The following is a 17,118-nucleotide window of genomic DNA, read 5'->3' on the forward strand; positions in this document are numbered from 1 at the left end:
TCCTCCCCGTTTGGGGAATCCGTCACAGGATGCAGCGGCAGAAGTTGCCGACGCAGCTTCCCACGCCGCCGATCGAGTCGCACCACGCCGCGCACTCGTCGGGGTCACACGCACGCGCGTTGGCCGACGCGGCGGTGGGCGACGCCATCGCCTGCGCCGCGCCGAAGCCGAGCGACGCCGCCACCGCCGCGGACAGGGCCCAGCGCCGGGCGCTTCGCACCGTTCTGCTCATCTCTCCTCCTGGCTCACGGGTGACCGGAATCGTGCGGCATGACGGGGACGCCGCACCGCGGACCGACGTTCCACCCCGCACGTCACTGGATCGGGCCGATGAAGCAGGAGCACATCCCGCCGGCGCAGTTGCCGCCGTCGTACCCGGCCGCCTTGCACTGGCGGCTGCACTGGCCCTGGTTGCACTGGCGCTCACCGGCCACCACGGCCGCGCCCGGCGCCGCCAGCGCCTGCGCGCCGCCGAAGCCGAGCGCCGCCGCGATGGCGCCGCACGCCAGCGCCCGCCGTACCTTCGTCATCGCCACCTCCGCTGCGAGATGTAAGGCGCGGTCCGCCGCGGCACCGGAGCGAGCGCGCCGCGGCGGACCGGGTCGGGGGGTCAGAGATAGCAGCTGCACCCGCCGCCCGAGTTGCAGAAGCCGCCGTGGAACCCCAGCGCCGAGCAGATCCGCGCGCAGGTGGCGTCACTGCACGCCCGGGGCGCCTGCGTGGCGCGCGCCGGCTGCGCGAGCGTCTGCGCTCCGCCGAAGGCCAGCGCGGCCGCGATCATCGAGGTGAACGCGAGCTTTCTTGCACGTACCGTCATTCTTCCACCTCCTGCATGGTTCCGCCGCCGGACGCCGCCGCGCGGGATTGCCGCGGCGCGCCCGGCGGCGTTGCGGCGGGCGGGCGCCCGGCGCGCCTGCCCGCCGTTTCCCGTCGCACCGCCGTCATGTCCGGGGTGCTCCGGCCGTACACCGCGGGGACGCTCACAGCGCGCAGGCGCAGCCGCCGCCGGGCGTGCACGTCCCCGAGAACGCGCCGATCGCCTTGCACAGCCGGTCGCACAGCTGCGGGTTGCACTTCCGCGCGGCGCCATCATCCGGCGCTGCGGGAACCGCCACCGCCTGCGCGGTGCCGAAGCCCAGCGCGGCGGCTACGCACGCGCCCAGCACCAGCGCTCTCGTCTTTCTCATCTCGACCTCCTGCGATACAAGGGATTACCGGAACCTCTCACCTCGCCGGTGTCCTGCTCCGTGCCTCGCCGCAGTGGCGTGGGCGTGATCCTCGCGTGCGCAGGGAGGGTTGTGCCGCCACGCGGGGTGCGCGAACTTGGGGCGCTCCACCGGCCGCCAAACCTGCCGGAAGATGCGTGCCGCGGCGTAAAACGCGCTGAAATGCCCGCATCCTGTTCTGTGTCAACGGGTTGCGGAACACCAACACCAGGGAGGCGAGCGTGGCCGACGAAGCGATGACGACGACCCCGTCCGGGCTGCAGTACCGCGACGACGTGCCCGGCACCGGCGCCGAGGCGAAGAGCGGCGACCACGTGGTGGTGCACTACACCGGCACGCTGATGGACGGCAGCAAGTTCGACAGCAGCCGCGACCGCGGGCAGCCCTTCCACTTCCCGCTGGGCGCCGGCCGCGTCATCCGCGGGTGGGACGAGGGCGTGGCGGGGATGAAGGTGGGCGGGCGCAGGACGCTGGTGATCCCGCCCGAGCTAGGCTACGGCTCGCGTCCGGTGGGGCCGATCCCGCCGAACTCCACGCTGCAGTTCGACGTGGAACTGCTGGACGTGCACGGCGCCCACTGACGCCTCGCGCATCGCCGGTGGCGGAGCGGGCCTCGTGCGCCGCTCCCGCCGCCGGTGGCTGCAAAATGGTGCATCGCGAACGTGGTCAGTCCAAACGTGGCGTAAACCATGTCCCCCAAAGGGGTTGTGGATTGGCTCGTATCCGGCGGCAGATTTTCCCCAGCTTGACAATCTGCTCCGTTGGCGGTAACTCTCGCCTACGGGCAGGCGGCGGGGAAGCCTCGCCGTATCGGCGGGAGGTTCCCGCCGGATAATCTACCCGCCGTGGCTTCGCAGGCGGGTTTTCTTTCTTCCACACCCGAGGGATTTCATAGCAATGGGTCAGACCGCGATCTTCGTGGACGGCGGATACTTCGACCGCGTGTCGCGCGACTGCGGGTCGCCGCGCATCGACTTCGGCAAGCTCGCCACCGAGCTGTCGCGCCCCGACGACCTGCTGCGCACCTACTACTACCACTGCCTCCCCTACATGAGCCCGGTGCCCACACCGGAAGAGGAGGAGCGGTACGCGGGGAAGCAGCGGTTCTTCAGCGCGCTCAACCGGCTGAACCGCTTCGAGGTGCGCGAGGGGAAGCTGGAGTACCGCGGCACCGACCGCGAGAGCAACCGCCCGATCTTCGAGCAGAAGCGGGTGGACATCTACCTGGGCGTGGATCTCGTCATGCTGGCCACCAAGCAGCGGATCCACCGGGCCATCCTGATCACCGGCGACAGCGACTTCCTGCCGGCGATCCGCGCGGCCAAGAACGAGGGCGTGCTCATCCATCTCTACCACGGCACGGGGCCGCAGCAGCCGCACCGCGACCTGTGGGAAGAGGCGGACGACCGCACCGTCATCACCCCCGACCTGCTGAACACCTTCCTGCTCACGGAGCGTCCGCAGCAGCAGGAGCGCGAGGGCGGGTTCGAGCGCGGCGAGCGCAGCTTCAGCGGCGGAGAGCGCCCCGAGCGGCCGGTGCGCACGCAGCGCCCCATCTACACCAGCCCGTCGAGCTTCGCCCGCGAGTCGTATCCCAGCGGCCGCGGCTGGCCCGAGGGGCTGCCCGTGGTGGACGAGGACGAGGAGGCGTAAGGCCTTTCCGCCTGTCGGAGACGACGAGCGCGCGGCCGGTCACCGGCCGCGCGCTCGTTTCTCTTTTGAACGGATCGGGCTCACACGGAGGGAACGGAGGGATGCGCGTTTCCTCCGTTCCCTCCGTTTCCTCCGTGTGATGCCTTCTTCTCCCGGGATCACTGCGGCGGCAGCTCGTTCGGCGGTGCGGCGGTGCAGCGGCCGCCAGAAAGGGTGACGTTCGGCGGCATGCGCATCTCGCACGTGGAGGCGAGCTGGTTGGCGCGGTTGTACGCGTCCTCCGCGCGCGCGAGCTCCGCCAGCTTGGCGAAGAGAGCGGCAGAATCCGTCCTCGCCGCGCAGTAGACGATGTACTCGCGCGGGCCGCCGCACGGCCGGCTTCCCACCGGCGCGGTGCGGCACTGCCCCGCCGCGCATCCGTCCGCGTGGGCCAGCGCGCGGGCCTCCCGCTCCAGCCGCGCCATCGTCCCCGTGTCGCTCGCGGCGGGAATCGGCTCGGCCGCGGCGCTGCCGGCGGGCGGGGCGGGCGGCCGCGAGCGATCCCCCGGCTCCGGCGACGGCGTGCACGCGGCGATGCAGGCGATCGCGAGCGCGGCCGGAATCTTCATCTTCATGGAGATCTCCTGTCTTCGATCTCCCGCGCACTCGCCGCAGGGCGCGGGCCGCGGCGAAATGACGGCGCCGGGACGATGACTCGCCCCGGCGCCGATTCTCCATCTCCGTGAACTCCGTGACCTCCGTGAGAGGCTTCTCCTGGGTCAGGGTGCCGCCGCCGTCTTCTGCTGCCGGATCCAGCGCTCGATCTTGTCGCGCAGCATGGGGAGGGTGACGGTGCCGTCCTCGAGCACGCGGTCGTGGAAGGCGCGGATGTCGAAGCGCGGCCCCAGCTCGCGGCGCGCCTGCTCGCGCAGGTCGCGGATCAGCAGCATCCCGGTCATGTACGCCGTGGCCTGCCCGGGCCACACGATGTAGCGGTCGACCTCGTTCTCCACCGCCGTGCGGTTCTCGGCGGTGTGCTTCAGCATGTAGTCGATGGCCTGGTCGCGCGTCCATCCCATCACGTGCATCCCGGGGTCCACCACCATCCGCGCCGCGCGCAGCGCCTGGTTGGAGAGGAGCCCCATCCGGTCCATGTCGCCGCTGAACAGCCCCATCTCGTCGGCCAGCTCCTCGGCGTAGAGCCCCCACCCCTCGCTGAAGCCGGAATTGCCGAGCAGGCGGGTGATCATGTGCGCCGCGGGCCGCTCCTGCGCCAGCGCCAGCTGCAGGTGGTGGCCGGGGATGGACTCGTGGAACGCGGTGGACTCGATCGGCACCCGGCTCTGCTTCTCGGGCTCGAAGGTGTTGATGCGGAACCGTCCCGGGCGGCTGCCGTCCTGCGCGGGCGGCTCGTAGGCGGCCGCGGGGGCGGAGCGCTCCTCGAACTCCTGGTAGGGGACGATGACGACGTCGGCCTTCGGCAGCGTGCCGAACCAGCGCCCCATCGCCGCCTTGGCGCGGTCGATGGCGGCGGTGGAGTAGTCCACCACCTGCTGGCGCGAGCGGAAGGTGTACGTGCTGTCGGTGCGGAAGCGCTCCAGCAGCGCGGGCACGTCGGAGGTGTGGAAGCTGCGCTGGGCGATGCGGCTCATCCGCGCCTGGATGCTGTCCATCTGCTCGAGGCCCGTGCGGTGGATCCACTGCGGCTCGAGGGTCAGCGTTGTGAACGAGCGGACGGCGGCGCGGTAGCACGCCTCGCCGTTGGGCAGCGCGGAGACGCCCACCGCGTCGCGCGCCCTGGCCAGGTACTCGTTCGCCAGGAAGTCGCGGTACCGGCGCGCGGCCGGGTTCAGCTGCGTGGTGATCAGCTGCGCCCACTCGCGGCGGAACGCGGCGTCGCTGTCGCGCTGGGCCACGGCGTAGAAGGGCGACTGCTCCACCGTGCCGGCCAGCATCGCGTCCATCTCCTCGATCACCCGGCGGACGTTACCCTTGGGCGCCGAGTAGCCCTGCCGCAGCCCCTCGCGCAGCGCCGCGACGTCGTTGTCGACGTAGCGCGGCACCATGGCGAAGCGGGCGAGCGCGGCGCGGCGCAGCTCGGGCGTGCCCACCGGCTGGATGGCGGCCAGCTGCGGGATCTGGATCTGCCACCCGGACAGCTGGTTCACCCCCCAGAGCTCGTTGTGGCAGACGCGCGACTGCCGGTCGCCCTCCATCTGCTCGCGCAGGAAGCCCAGGGTGATGTACTCCGCGCGGCCGCGCACGTCCTCCCAAGGCAGCGCCATCACCCGCGCGCGGAAGGCGTCGTCTTCCTGCTCGTAGCGGCGCCGCGCGGCCAGCGAGTTGTCGGAGAGCTGGTCGTGGCTTGCGCCGGGAAGGCCGAAGAAGGTGCCGATCTCGGGGAAGCGGCGCAGGCCCACGGTCATGAACTCGTCGGCCAGCGTGTTCACCATCGCGGCCACGGAGTCTGCGTGCGTGCGCGGCGCGGCGGGCGTCTGGGCCTGCTGCGCGCCGGCGGGCGCGGCGGCCAGCACCGCCACGGCCGCGAGCCAGCGGTAGTGTGCGTTCATGGGATCTCGCTTGTCTGGACGGACGCGCGGCGATGCACCGCGCCAGGGAGTGCGGTTGCCGCTACGCTTCGCCGCGAAGGAAAGATTCAGGAAGGAAAGGTATGTCGGGCGGGGGATGGAGAGGAGGGTCGCGATATAAGGATGGCGTAGGAAGCCGACTCCTCGTCCGCGGATCGAGATGCCGTGGGTTGGAGTCCGCGGGTTGAAACCCGCGGCTGGAACTTCAAGAAGTCCGCCTTCGCGGACTGGCGGGCGCGATCTTCGGTGTAGCGACGATCGATCGCACTCAGCACTTGGGACTTGGGACTTGGGACTCAGGACTCAGCCCTCCGCCACTTCGCACATCCCCACCCGCCCACTTACATTCCGCCATCACCCCGGCCGACCCATCCGATGACGCTTTCGCCGACGTTCGACGAGTTCGCCGCGCTCGCCCGCTCCGCCACCCTGGTGCCGGTGTGGCGCGAGCTGCTGTTCGACACCGACACCGCGGTCACCGCCTACGCCAAGATCGCGCGGCCGCCGTTCGGCTTCCTGCTCGAGTCCGTCGTGGGCGGCGAGACGTGGGCGCGCTGGACCTTCCTGGGCACCGAGCCGCGCGGCGCCTGGAAGCTCACCGGAAGACGGGTGGAGACGTGGGCGCCGGGCGAGGGGTGGACGGACCGCGGCGAGTCGGCCGATCCGCTGGGCGACTTCGACCGCATGCTGAAGGCGTCGGAGCCCGCGCAGGTCCCTGGGCTGCCGCGCTTCTGGGGCGGCGCGGTGGGCTTCTTCGGCTACGACGTGGTGCGGCTGATCGAGCGGCTCCCGGACGAGAACGCGGACGCGCTCCCCGTCCCCGACGCGCTGTTCATCCTCACCGGCACCGTCGTCGCCATCGACAACCTCTTTGGCCGCGCTCGCGTGATCGCCGCGGTGGACACGGCGGGCGCGGACGAGGCCGAGCTGCGCCGCCGCTACGACGCCGCGGCGGGAGAGATCGACGCGCTCGTCCGCCGCCTGCGCGAGGGCCAGGCGCCGCCGCCGCTGGAGCTGCGCGCCGATCCTCCGGCGGACCCGCACTTCTCCAGCAACCTGACGCGCGGGGAGTACGAGCAGGGCGTGCGCCGCGTGCAGGAGTACATCCGCGCGGGCGACGCCTTCCAGGTGGTCCTCGCCCAGCGCCTCACCGTCCCCACGGACGCGGCGCCGTTCGACCTCTACCGCGCGCTGCGGACGCTGAACCCCTCGCCCTACCTCTTCTACCTGGACCTGGACGGCTTCCAGCTCGTCGGCTCGTCGCCCGAGGTGATGGTGCGGCTGGAGGAGGGGACGGTGACGGTGCGCCCCATCGCCGGCACCCGCCGCCGCGGCCGCGACGCCGCCGAGGACGCCGCGCTGGCCGAGAGCCTCCTCGCCGACACCAAGGAGCTGGCCGAGCACCTGATGCTGCTGGACCTGGGGCGGAACGACGTGGGACGCGTGGCCCGCTTCGGCAGCGTGCGCGTTCCCGCGCGCATGGTGGTGGAGAAGTACTCGCACGTGCTGCACCTGGTCAGCACCGTGGAGGGCGACCTGCGCGACGGGCTCTCGGCGGTCGACGTGTTCCGCGCCTCGTTTCCCGCGGGCACCGTCTCGGGCGCGCCCAAGGTGCGGGCGATGGAGATCATCGACGAGCTGGAGACGGTGCGCCGCGGGCCGTACGCCGGCGCCGTGGGCCACTTCTCCTGGGGCGGGAGGGCGATGGACACCGCCATCGCCATCCGCACCGTGGTGGCGGAGGGGGGACGCGCCCACGTGCAGGCCGGCGCGGGGATCGTGGCCGACTCGGACCCGGCCACGGAGTACGAGGAGACGCTGAGCAAGGCGCGGGCGCTGCTGCGGGCGCTGCAGCGGGTTGCGGCTCGGTGACGCGCCCCTTGCGCCGTTTCACCGGACGTTTATTAGTATCCTCAAAATCCCACACGCCGGAACGGCGGCGGGAACGGGACGGACGCTTCCTTGACAGGTTCGAACGCCCGTTCTATTAATCCGTGTCACCTCGAAAGCTCAAATCCCCGCCAAGCCGTGGCTTACGCCAACCTGTCGGGGGTCCCCGGCCCAGGCGGCCGGCACGTCGGCCACCGCTCCCGAAAGCCAGCACCGTGCCCGCGCTCCATCCTGCTCCGAATCCCGTGTAACGGCCCCGTCACGCCCGGGTGCGTCCGGGCGTTGTAATTCGTCTGCAGGCTCCACGCGCTCCATCCACCCGTTCGAAAGGAGGCGGCCAGCGAACCCAGGTTTCTTCGCAGAGGAGACGTCCTGTCCGCAGGCGGCATAGCGCCGCACGGCGGCGGTCTCCGCGAGACACCCCGGCGCGGGCCGCGGCGCTCGTGAGCGCCCTTCCGCAATCGCCGGGACCCCCCATCGTGGCGGGCCTCAGAGGCATGGGCCCGCCGGAAACCCAGGAGGACGTGTAATGAGCAGACTCCGCTGGCTATTCGCGGCGCTGGTCGCGGTAGCCTTCGCGCCGGTGTCGCTGCTGGCCCAGGAGCCGGCGACGGTGTCCGGCCGCGTGACCAACGCGTCGGGCGCGCCCGAGAACGCCGTGATGGTGCGCATCGACGCACTCTCGGTGGGCACGACCACCAGCGCCGACGGCAGCTACCGGCTGGTGGTGCCGGCCTCGCGCGTGCGCGCGGGGCAGCAGGTGACCATCACCGCGTCGCGCGTGGGGCTGGCGTCGTCGTCGCGCCAGATCACGCTGAACCCCGGCGCCAACCTCACCCAGAACTTCCAACTCGGCGCCGACGTGCTGCGCCTGGGCGAGATCGTGGCCACCGGGCAGGGCACCGCCACCACGCGCGCCCGCGCCACCGCCACCGTGAACACGGTGAGCAGCCAAGCCATCGAGGAGAGCCGCGAGAACAACGTGGTGGCCGCGCTGGCCGGCAAGGCGCCCAACGTGCTCGTCACCTCGACCTCGGGTGACCCGGGCGCCGGCGCCTACATCCAGATCCGCGGCGCCGCCTCGGTGTACGGCGGCACGCAGCCGCTGTTCGTGGTCGACGGCACGCCCATCGACAACCGCTCCACGCGCATCGAGGACTACGCCAACCGCGACCCGAGCTCCGGCGGCACCACGGGCACCACCGTGACCAACCGCGCCGCCGACATCAACCCCGCCGACATCGCCGACATCCAGATCCTGAAGGGCGGCGCCGCCACGGCGCTGTACGGGTCGCGCGGCGCCAACGGCGTGGTGCTGATCACCACCAAGAGCGGCCGCGCCGGGCAGACCCGCGTGAGCTTCAACGGCAGCTACTCGAACGACGAGGTCAACCGCGTCGTTCCGCTGCAGACCCAGTACGGCCTGGGGCTGAACACCTGCCCCACCGACCGCACCCTGCCCTGCAGCACCACCAGCGGCTCGGCGACGGGCGTGCGCTCGTGGAACATCGCGCTGCCGGGGAGCACTCCGGTGTTCGACCACGCCAACGAGGTCTACAACACCGGCAACCACTGGGAGACCAACCTCACCCTGTCGGGCGGCGGCGAGCGTACCACCTACTACATGTCGGTGGGCCGGCTGGCGCAGGACGGCGTGATCGTGGGCCCGCAGGCGTACGACCGCACCACCCTGCGCCTGAAGGGCACGCACCAGTTCGCCGACAACGTGACGGTAGGCGGCAACTTCGCCTACACCAACGGCCAGGGCGACTTCGTGCAGCAGGGCTCCAACATCTCGGGGATCCAGCTGGGCGCGCTGCGCACGCCCCCCGAGTTCAACAACCTGCCGTACCTCGACCCGGTCACCGGCTTCCACCGGTCGTACCGCTGCTCGGCCCAGTCGTGCACGGGGTCGCTGGAGAACAACCGCGGCTTCGACAACCCGTTCTGGGTGGCCAACGAGATGCCCAACACGAGCAGCCTGAACCGCTCGTTCGGCAACGTGAACGTCGACTACTCGCCGGCCAGCTGGCTGCGCCTGAGCTACATCCTGGGCGCCGACTTCTCGAGCGACGACCGCCGCGCGCTCTTCCCCAAGAGCTCGTCGGACACGCCCGAGGGGAAGGTGATCCGCGCCAACCTGCGCAACTTCCAGATCGAGAGCCGGTTCCTGGCCACCATGAACCGCAACTTCGGCGACAACGCGGTGGGCAGCCTGTCGCTGGGCCAGAACCTGAACCACAGCGAGTTCAACCGCTACCAGACCAACGCCTTCAACCTCATCTACGGCACCGACCAGCTCGACTTCGCCATCACCAAGGTGCCCGACGAGTACAAGGAGGTCACGCGGACCGACGGCTACTTCGCCAACGGCGAGCTGACGCTGTGGGACCAGCTGACCGTGAGCGGCAACCTGCTGTACGAGGGCGGCTCCACCTTCGGCACCGAGCAGCAGCGCTTCTGGTACCCCGGCGCGGGCTTCAGCTGGCAGGTGAGCAAGCTCCCGGCGTTCGACAACCTGAGCTTCGTCGACCAGTTCAAGGTGCGCGCGAACTTCGGCGTCAGCGGCCGCCAGCCGCCGGCATACGTCGACCGCAGCTCGTTCAACCAGGCCACCCTGGTCGACGGCTGGGTGCAGAACGCCGGCTGGACCACCATCTACAACGGCAAGGACGGCGTGCAGACCCAGGGGACCCTGGGGAACTCGGCCATCAAGCCGGAGCGCAAGACCGAGTACGAGGCGGGCTTCGACCTGGGCATCCTGGGCGGCCGCGCGGCGCTGGGCTTCACGTACTACAACCGGGTCACGAAGGACATGATCCTGGACGTGACCCTGCCCCCCAGCAGCGGCTTCACCGACCAGTTCCAGAACGCCGGCCGGGTGGACAACCACGGGATCGAGCTCACGCTGGACCTGAACCCCATCCAGCGCGACAACTTCTCCTGGAGCATCAACACCCAGTACTCGCGCAACCGGTCGTGCGTGAAGGAGCTGACCGGCTCGGACTTCGTGGTGCTGAACGGCTTCTCGGGCACCGGCGGCTCGTACGCCGCGCTGGTGCAGCCGGGCATCGACGGGGCCGAGTGCCATCCGTTCGGCGTGTTCTACGGCGGTGACTTCGTGCGCTTCGGCCGCGGCGAGGTGGTGGGCGGCACGGACATCGACGCCACCTACGGCGGCCCCGCCGGCGCCGTGTTCCTGGGCTCGGACGGCTTCCCGCGTCTCTCGGGGACCTCGCACGTGGTGGGCGACCCGAACCCCAGCTGGACGGGGAGCATTCGCAACACCTTCACGCTGTTCGGCAACCTGCGGGTGTCGGGGCTGCTCGACATCAGCCAGGGGGGCGAGATCTGGAACGGCACGCGCGGCGCGCTGACCAGCTACGGCACGCACGGCAGCACGCTGGCGTGGCACGGCGCGGGGATCACCACCGCGTTCGGCAGCGGCTTCATGGACCAGTTCACCTACGCGGGCCCCGGGCTGGGCAAGCAGGTGATCATCGACCGCCGCTGGGGCCAGGCCGGCATCGGCAACGGCTTCAACGGGCCGTTCGTGCAGTTCCTCGAGGACGCCAGCTTCGTGAAGCTGCGCGACGTGTCGGTGTCGTACACGATCGACCAGCCGTGGCTGAAGCGCCGCTTCGGGATGAGCAGCATGAACCTGACGCTCTCCGGCCGCAACCTGAAGACGTGGACCGACTACACGGGGATCGACCCCGAGTCGAACCTCACCGGTCAGAGCGTCGGCCGCGGGCTGGACTACTTCAACAACCCGCAGACGCGTTCGTGGGTGATCTCGGTGAACCTGAACCGCTAACCCACGGAGACACGGACAAACCATGCGAAACCTGACCCAACTCGGCCGCGCCCTGAGCGCGGCCGCGCTGGCCGCCTCGCTGGGCGCGTGCTCGGACTTCATCGACAACGTTCCCGGCAACGAGAACGTGGTCCAGAACGCGTCGGTGAGCCAGCTCCTGACCTCGGTGCAGCTGCGCACCTGGCTCTTCAACGAGGGCCACGTGGCACGCGCCACCTCGGTGTGGCTGAACCAGCTGTCGGGCATCGACCGCCAGTTCTCGAGCCTCGACCAGTACGTGTACAGCGAGGACGAGTTCGACAACGAGATGAGCGGCCTGTACGCCGGCAGCGGGCTGCAGGACCTCCGCCTGGCGCGAGCCAAGGCCGACTCGCAGAACCTGACCGCCACCAGCGCGGTGCTGAAGATCCACGAGGCCTTCCTGTTCGGCATGGCCGCCAGCATGTGGGGCGACCTGCCGTACTCGCAGGCCGGCGGCGGGGCCGTGGCGCCCGAGTCGCCGGTGGACGCGCAGGAGGCGGTCTACGCCTCGGTGCAGACGCTGCTGGACCAGGCCATCACCACGCTGAGCGCCGCGCCGTCGGCCTCGGACCTGGCGCTGCTGGGTGACCGCGACCAGTCGTTCGCGGGCAACACGGCGGCGTGGCGGCGGGTGGCCCAGTCGCTGAAGGCGCGCTACTACATGCACTGGGTGGAAGCCCAGGGCGCGGGCGGCGCGGCCGCCACCGCGGCCAACACCGCGTGCGCCGGCAACTGCCTGACCAAGGCGCTGGCGGCCGCCCAGGCCGGCATCAACTCGGCCGCGGGCGACTGGAACTCGGTGCACACCGGCGCGTCGACGGAGCAGAACTGGTGGTACCAGTTCAGCAACGAGCGCTCGGGGTACATGGCGGCCGGGCGCCTGATGGTGGACTCGCTGAAGGCGCGCGGCGACGGCCGGCTGACCGTGTACTTCGCGGGCACCCCGGCCAGCATCACGGGCTCCAAGCCGGGCGAGAACAACGGCGCGGCGTCCACGCTCAACCTCGACGCGGGCGGGATCGCCGCGGCCGACGCCGGGATCGCGCTGGTGACCTGCGCCGAGACGCAGTTCATCATCGCCGAGGCGCAGTATCGCCTGGGCGCGGCCCCGGCCACGATCTACACCGCGCTGAACGCGGGCGTGGCCTGCGAGCAGGCGCGCCACGGGACCAGCGCCATCGCCGCCGTTCCGGCGCTCACGGGCGCGGCGCTGTTCCACGAGATCATGATGCAGAAGTACTTCGCGCAGTTCCTGAACATGGACGCGATGAACGACTACAAGCGCACCTGCCAGCCGAACGTGGCGGCGGCGGTGAAGGTCGGCTCGCCCGTCCAGAACGACCCGATTCCGTCGCGCCTGCTGTACGGGCAGTCGGAGCGGCAGGCCAACAGCGACAACCTCAGCGCTCCGGGCACCGGCAACAACGGGATCCGGAACCGCAACGACCCGATCAGCTGCGCGTCGGTCACGGGGCTGGCCGGCGCCTGACGGCCGGGGTTCATGCAGCACACGAGGCCGGTCTCGCCCCCGGGCGGGGCCGGCCTCGGCTTCACGCGTAAGGGCGCCGTGGCGGCGGCCGTACGCCCGGCACGGCACCCAGGAAGGATGGTTCGCATGCGATCGGTTTCGGTGCTCCTGCTCCTGTCCATGGCGCTCGGCGGCTGCTACTCGTACGCGCCGGTGGACACCAACACCCGGCCGTCGCCCTCCAGCGACGTGCGCGTGCGGCTGTCGCGGCCGATGGACTTTCCCATCAGCGACGTGACGGTGCGTGACGTGGTGGAACTGCGCGGCGAGGTGGTGCCGTCGCAGGACACGGCGATGACGCTGTCGGTGTTCGGGCTGCGCTCGCAGACGGGGTACGGAGTCGACGCCTCGGGCGAAACGGTGAGCTTCCCGCGCACCGCCGTGGTGGGGCTGGCGCAGAAGCGGATCTCGCCCTGGCGGTCGGCCGTCTTCGGCGCCCTGCTGGTGGGCGGCGCGGTTGCGCTGCGCGCCACGGGCGTGATCAGCGGCAACGGCGGCAGCGGCTCCGGGACCGGGACCCAGAAGTAGTTTCCGGATTCGCCCACCAACGGAGAACGGCCGCTCCCGCGGGCTTCGCGGGGGCGGCCGTGCTGTATTCACACCAGGATGGGGATGGCCTCTCATACCAATTCCGAGGATTCAGTGTTCATTCCGACATCCTCAAAACAATGGCTCACACGGAGGAAACGGAGGTAACGGAGGAACTCCGATCGCGTTCAGTTCCTCCGTTGTCTCCGTTTCCTCCGTGTGAGACTCTTCAGTTCAGGAGCATGGGAATGCTCGGTAAATCCTGAGAAACGGTATCATGGAGGAAATTTGCCGTTCGCGGCGATCTCCCAGTCTTCCATGAGATGATAGAAGGAAGAATCTCACGCAGAGCAGCAGAGGGAGCAGAGAACCGACCGTCGTTCTCTGCTCCCTCTGCTGCTCTGCGTGAGTCCATTCCTCTTCCGGATGATCAGCCCCCGCCCGGCGTCGGCTACGCGCGCTCCTTCAGCCAGATGAGGACCACGCCGCACTCCGAGCCGGGGCGGCGGAACTCGACGGGGACCTCGGAGAGGCGGCGGTAGACCTCGATCCCCTCCACCTCGTCGGGGCGCACGTCGTTGGGGACGCCGGCGAAGTCGGGCTGGTAGCTCACCCCGTCGAGGTAGTACTGCACGGGGCAGTCGCCCGGCTCCCAGCGCGGGTCCACGCGGTACATGGCGGGGGTGGCGCCGTTCATGATCAGCCGGTCGCCGCGCGAGGTGTTGGCCACGCGCACGCCGGGGATCTCGCGGAAGATGTCGGTCAGGCGCCGCGGCTTGCGCCGGTCGATCTGCTCGCGGGTGACGAACGACCCGCGCCCGCGCTCCATCCGCTGGTAGAAGCGCTGCAGCGGGGGACTCATCGGCGGGCGCTGGCTGGTGGCCCGCACCTGGCCCAGCGCCACGGGCGCGGGGGTCAGCGCCACCTCGAGGGTGGCGGGGCCGGACGCCACCTCGCGCCGTTGCTCGTCGTAGCCCAGGCGGCGCACCAGCACGGTCTCGCGGTCGCTGCGCAGCGGCAGGAGCGCGCGCCCCAGGCTGTCGGTGCTGGTGCGGGTGTTCCCCACCCACACCTCGGCGCCGCTCACGGACGATCCGTTCGACGAGTCGGTGACGTGCACCACCAGGAAGCGGTCGCCGGCGGATCCGGCCGCGGGCTGCTGGGCGGGCGCGGGCGAGGCGAGCGCGATCAGGCCGCCGCAGCAGGCGGCGAGCACCAGGAGTGGTGGACGGGTCCAGGCAAGGCGCATGGCGACCTCCCCTGCGGGGTGTTCCGGCCCCCGGCTGACAGCCGGCCGGAAGAGCGGATCAAGCATAAAGCGAGCCGCTCGTGGATCGGCGGAAACACGGCGTTTTCGGCTGTGCCGCCGTCAAATTCCGTCTCGTTGCGGGGCGCCGCCGCCACGGTGCGGACGGACGCGGCGCCCCGGTCCCCCGCCCCTCAGCGCCGGGCGGCGGAGGTCCAGACGACCACCGTGCCGCACGCCGCCGACGAGTTGCTGCGGAACTCCACCGGCGTCTCGGCGAGGCTGCGGTACACCTCCAGCGCCTCGATCAGGCTGACCGGCACGTCGCTGGAGATGTCGCCCTCGACGCTGGGGTAGAAGAGCGCGCCGTCAACGTAGAACTGCACCTGGCAGTCGCCGGCGCCCGAGCGCTGCGACGCACCCTGCGCGTCGGCGCCCAGCCCGGCGAGCGCGGGCGTGGGGGCGTCGGGATCGCCGGCGCCGCGCTCCCGCGCGCGGTCGGCGGCGCGCTGGTTCTCGATCGCCACCTGCGGGTTGTAGGTGCGCGAGCCGATCTGCCCCACGGCGCGCGGGGCGACGGCGCCGGCCATCTGGATCTTCAGCCCGCCGCGGCCGTCGTCCACCATCCGCACCCCCGGCATCCCCATGAACACGTCCACGGTGCGGTGCGGGTTCTTCTGCGCGATCTCGTCGCGCGTCATGAACACGCCGCGCCCGCTCCGGCGACGGCGGACGAAGTCGGCCAGCGTCGCACGCCCGGTGGCGGTCACGCCGGGGAGGCCCACGGCGTCGCCCGGGCTGGCGCTGGCCGCGGCGACGGCGCCGCCCGCGGCGGGGACGAGGACCAGGTCGCGCTGCAGCGGGGTGCCCGCGGCCAGGCGCACCTCGGTGCGGCTGCCGGGGCCGGCGGTGAGGGTCACCGACTGCCCCTCGGGAACGCCGCAGAGCGCGAATCCCCCCGCGTCGTCCGCCGCCGTCGCCACGTAGCCCGCGGCGCGCCGGGCGGCGCCGGTTCCCGACGCGCCCCAGGTGGCGCGGACGGTGGTGCCGCCGCCCGAGCCCTGCGGCGCGCGCAGCGAGCCGATGATCACCCCGCGCAACGGCTGCGCGCCGAGGTCGGGGCACACCGCCGCGGCCACCGTCGCCAGGCCGGGGACGGCGAGCGGGACCGGCGTGGTCTTCCCCGCCTCCGCAGCCACCGTCGCCGGGCGGACGGAGGCGGCCACGGGGCCCAGCCGGAAGTGCGTGAAGGCGACGGTGTAGGTGCCGCCGCGCAGCCCGCCGATGCGGAAGCGGCCGGCGGAGTCGGTCACCGCCTCGAACGAGGTGCCGGAGACGTAGACGCGCGCGCCGGAGAGCGGCGCGGCGCGGGTGCTGTCCCACACCACGCCCTCGATCGCCGCAAGCTCGCCCGCGCCCATCGCCGGCGCGCCGTTCTGGGCGGTGGTGGAGACGACCTCGCCGCCGTCCTCGCGGATGGCGAAGAGGCGCGCGTTCTCGTAGGCGGTGTAGATGTCGGCGTCGCGGCCGGGGGTGGTGCGGGCGCCCTGCTGGATCTCGACCTGCGGCATGCGGATGGACCAGCGGCGGACGATCCACGGGCCGTCGGCCAGCCGCGCGTACTCCACCGTGCCGCCCAGCCGCGGGTGGCTGACCGGGGTGGGGAGGCCGGTGTAGGTGTACTCCACCCGCCGCAGTTCGGCGGTGGCGCGGTCGAGCCAGAGCACGCCGCGGATGTCGGGAAGGCGCCGCCCGCCCACCGGCTCGAACGCCACGCCCACCAGCGAATCGCCCGCGGCGCCGTCGTCCGACAGGCGCAGGCAGTGGTCGTCGAGGAACTCGTCGGAGACCAGGACGGACGGGTCGGGACCGTAGTAGAAGGTGCCCTCCGCCGTGTTCTGCACCCATCCCTTCGCGGAGAGCTCGGCCGCGGGCGGGCTGGCGAAGGGGTGCGCGGCCACCGCGCCGGTGTCGCGGCGCGACTCGCGGATCACGCGCTGGCTGCGGGGATCGAGGTCGCGGTCCCACCGGGCCACGCGGTAGCGGAAGAGGCGCTGCTGCTGCCCGTAGGCGGCGGAGTTGAGCGCCTTGCGCGCCTCCTCCCACACCGTGGCCGTCTCCACCCCCGTTCCCGGGCGCACGGCGCAGCGGCGGGCGGCGGCGCTCACCACGATCTCGCCCAGCCGCAGCGGCGCGCCCTCGAGCTCCAGCCGCCGCTGTACCGTCTGTCCCGCGGCCAGCTCGAACGCGGGGGTGACGGTGGCGGCGAAGCCCACGCGCTCGGCGCGCAGCGTGTAGCGCCCGGCGGCCGGCGCGCGGAGGGCGAAGGCGCCGGAGCGGTCGCTGAGCGCGCCGGCGACCTGCTTGCCGGACGCGTCGAGGAGGACGACCAGCACCTGCCCCACGGGCGCGCCGGCGCCGTCGACGAGGCGGCCCTGCACCGCCTGCGCGGCGGCGGGCGCGGCGGCCAGGAGGAGCGCGGAAGCTGCGAGAAGGGTGGAGCGGAGACGCATTGCTACGGGAGATGTGGGGTTTCCGCGTGGCGCCGGCCTGGGATGTAACGAACCGGCCGGACGCCGTCTGACGTGCGCACGTACGCGCGCGCGAGGGAGATGCCGCGCCGCCGCTTCTGCGTGAGGGAT

Annotated in this window: 14 protein-coding genes; 6 read left to right on the forward strand and 8 right to left on the reverse strand. The window is 71.5% G+C overall.

Annotated elements, in window-relative coordinates; genetic code table 11:
• Positions 1-22: 22 nt before the first annotated feature.
• From VF092_16830 to VF092_16845, 4 genes are all read right to left on the reverse strand, one after another.
• Complete coding sequence (locus tag VF092_16830; GenBank protein ID HEX6748965.1) at positions 23-232, reverse strand: hypothetical protein; 210 nt, start codon at positions 230-232, stop codon at positions 23-25.
• Positions 233-314: 82 nt separating this feature from the next.
• On the reverse strand, positions 315-530 hold the full coding sequence (locus tag VF092_16835; protein HEX6748966.1) for a hypothetical protein: 216 nt from the start codon (positions 528-530) through the stop codon (positions 315-317).
• Between the two features lie 80 nt (positions 531-610).
• Positions 611-817, reverse strand: coding sequence for a hypothetical protein (locus VF092_16840; GenBank protein HEX6748967.1), 207 nt, complete (start codon positions 815-817; stop codon positions 611-613).
• Positions 818-980: 163 nt separating this feature from the next.
• The gene (locus VF092_16845; GenBank protein HEX6748968.1) at positions 981-1,187 is read right to left on the reverse strand and encodes a hypothetical protein; all 207 of its coding nucleotides are present in this window, start codon (positions 1,185-1,187) and stop codon (positions 981-983) included.
• Between the two features lie 260 nt (positions 1,188-1,447).
• Here VF092_16845 and VF092_16850 point away from each other — a divergent pair, with 260 nt between their 5' ends.
• Positions 1,448-1,807, forward strand: a complete 360-nt coding sequence (locus VF092_16850; GenBank protein ID HEX6748969.1) for an FKBP-type peptidyl-prolyl cis-trans isomerase — start codon at positions 1,448-1,450, stop codon at positions 1,805-1,807.
• A 316-nt stretch (positions 1,808-2,123) separates the two neighbouring features.
• Positions 2,124-2,879: an NYN domain-containing protein gene (locus tag VF092_16855; GenBank protein HEX6748970.1), complete on the forward strand. Its 756-nt coding sequence runs from the start codon at positions 2,124-2,126 to the stop codon at positions 2,877-2,879.
• A 158-nt stretch (positions 2,880-3,037) separates the two neighbouring features.
• Here VF092_16855 and VF092_16860 read toward each other — a convergent pair whose 3' ends face one another.
• Together VF092_16860 and VF092_16865 are read right to left on the reverse strand one after the other, a co-directional pair.
• Positions 3,038-3,493 carry a hypothetical protein gene (locus VF092_16860; GenBank protein HEX6748971.1) on the reverse strand — a complete coding sequence of 152 codons (456 nt, stop codon included), beginning with the start codon at positions 3,491-3,493 and terminating at the stop codon, positions 3,038-3,040.
• A gap of 144 nt (positions 3,494-3,637) precedes the next feature.
• The gene (locus VF092_16865) at positions 3,638-5,428 is read right to left on the reverse strand and encodes a DUF885 domain-containing protein (GenBank protein ID HEX6748972.1); all 1,791 of its coding nucleotides are present in this window, start codon (positions 5,426-5,428) and stop codon (positions 3,638-3,640) included.
• A 393-nt stretch (positions 5,429-5,821) separates the two neighbouring features.
• Between VF092_16865 and trpE the strand changes: the two genes are divergently transcribed.
• The 4 genes from trpE (at position 5,822) to VF092_16885 (ending at position 13,230) form a co-directional block, all read left to right on the forward strand.
• Positions 5,822-7,318: an anthranilate synthase component I gene (gene trpE, locus VF092_16870; GenBank protein HEX6748973.1), complete on the forward strand. Its 1,497-nt coding sequence runs from the start codon at positions 5,822-5,824 to the stop codon at positions 7,316-7,318.
• Positions 7,319-7,865: 547 nt separating this feature from the next.
• Complete coding sequence (locus VF092_16875; protein ID HEX6748974.1) at positions 7,866-11,153, forward strand: SusC/RagA family TonB-linked outer membrane protein; 3,288 nt, start codon at positions 7,866-7,868, stop codon at positions 11,151-11,153.
• A gap of 22 nt (positions 11,154-11,175) precedes the next feature.
• Positions 11,176-12,663 carry a SusD/RagB family nutrient-binding outer membrane lipoprotein gene (locus VF092_16880; GenBank protein HEX6748975.1) on the forward strand — a complete coding sequence of 496 codons (1,488 nt, stop codon included), beginning with the start codon at positions 11,176-11,178 and terminating at the stop codon, positions 12,661-12,663.
• 126 nt (positions 12,664-12,789) lie between these two features.
• A complete protein-coding gene (locus VF092_16885) occupies positions 12,790-13,230 on the forward strand; it encodes a hypothetical protein (GenBank protein ID HEX6748976.1) in 441 nt (146 codons plus the stop codon).
• Between the two features lie 451 nt (positions 13,231-13,681).
• Here the strand turns inward: VF092_16885 and VF092_16890 are convergent, their stop codons facing one another.
• Positions 13,682-14,479 (reverse strand): TonB-dependent receptor plug domain-containing protein, encoded by a 798-nt coding sequence (locus VF092_16890; GenBank protein ID HEX6748977.1) that lies wholly within the window; start codon positions 14,477-14,479, stop codon positions 13,682-13,684.
• Between the two features lie 191 nt (positions 14,480-14,670).
• Complete coding sequence (locus tag VF092_16895; protein HEX6748978.1) at positions 14,671-16,989, reverse strand: carboxypeptidase regulatory-like domain-containing protein; 2,319 nt, start codon at positions 16,987-16,989, stop codon at positions 14,671-14,673.
• Positions 16,990-17,118: the final 129 nt, after the last annotated feature.

The organism is Longimicrobium sp., assembly GCA_036377595.1.
Lineage (GTDB): Bacteria > Gemmatimonadota > Gemmatimonadetes > Longimicrobiales > Longimicrobiaceae > Longimicrobium.

Coding starts and splice junctions, on each gene's coding strand:
- VF092_16830 (HEX6748965.1), bottom strand. CDS start 232: ATGAGCAGAACGGTGCGAAGCGCCCGGCGCTGGGCCCTGTCCGCGGCG.
- VF092_16835 (HEX6748966.1), bottom strand. CDS start 530: ATGACGAAGGTACGGCGGGCGCTGGCGTGCGGCGCCATCGCGGCGGCG.
- VF092_16840 (HEX6748967.1), bottom strand. CDS start 817: ATGACGGTACGTGCAAGAAAGCTCGCGTTCACCTCGATGATCGCGGCC.
- VF092_16845 (HEX6748968.1), bottom strand. CDS start 1,187: ATGAGAAAGACGAGAGCGCTGGTGCTGGGCGCGTGCGTAGCCGCCGCG.
- VF092_16855 (HEX6748970.1), top strand. CDS start 2,124: ATGGGTCAGACCGCGATCTTCGTGGACGGCGGATACTTCGACCGCGTG.
- VF092_16860 (HEX6748971.1), bottom strand. CDS start 3,493: ATGAAGATGAAGATTCCGGCCGCGCTCGCGATCGCCTGCATCGCCGCG.
- VF092_16865 (HEX6748972.1), bottom strand. CDS start 5,428: ATGAACGCACACTACCGCTGGCTCGCGGCCGTGGCGGTGCTGGCCGCC.
- trpE (HEX6748973.1), top strand. CDS start 5,822: ATGACGCTTTCGCCGACGTTCGACGAGTTCGCCGCGCTCGCCCGCTCC.
- VF092_16875 (HEX6748974.1), top strand. CDS start 7,866: ATGAGCAGACTCCGCTGGCTATTCGCGGCGCTGGTCGCGGTAGCCTTC.
- VF092_16880 (HEX6748975.1), top strand. CDS start 11,176: ATGCGAAACCTGACCCAACTCGGCCGCGCCCTGAGCGCGGCCGCGCTG.
- VF092_16885 (HEX6748976.1), top strand. CDS start 12,790: ATGCGATCGGTTTCGGTGCTCCTGCTCCTGTCCATGGCGCTCGGCGGC.
- VF092_16890 (HEX6748977.1), bottom strand. CDS start 14,479: ATGCGCCTTGCCTGGACCCGTCCACCACTCCTGGTGCTCGCCGCCTGC.
- VF092_16895 (HEX6748978.1), bottom strand. CDS start 16,989: ATGCGTCTCCGCTCCACCCTTCTCGCAGCTTCCGCGCTCCTCCTGGCC.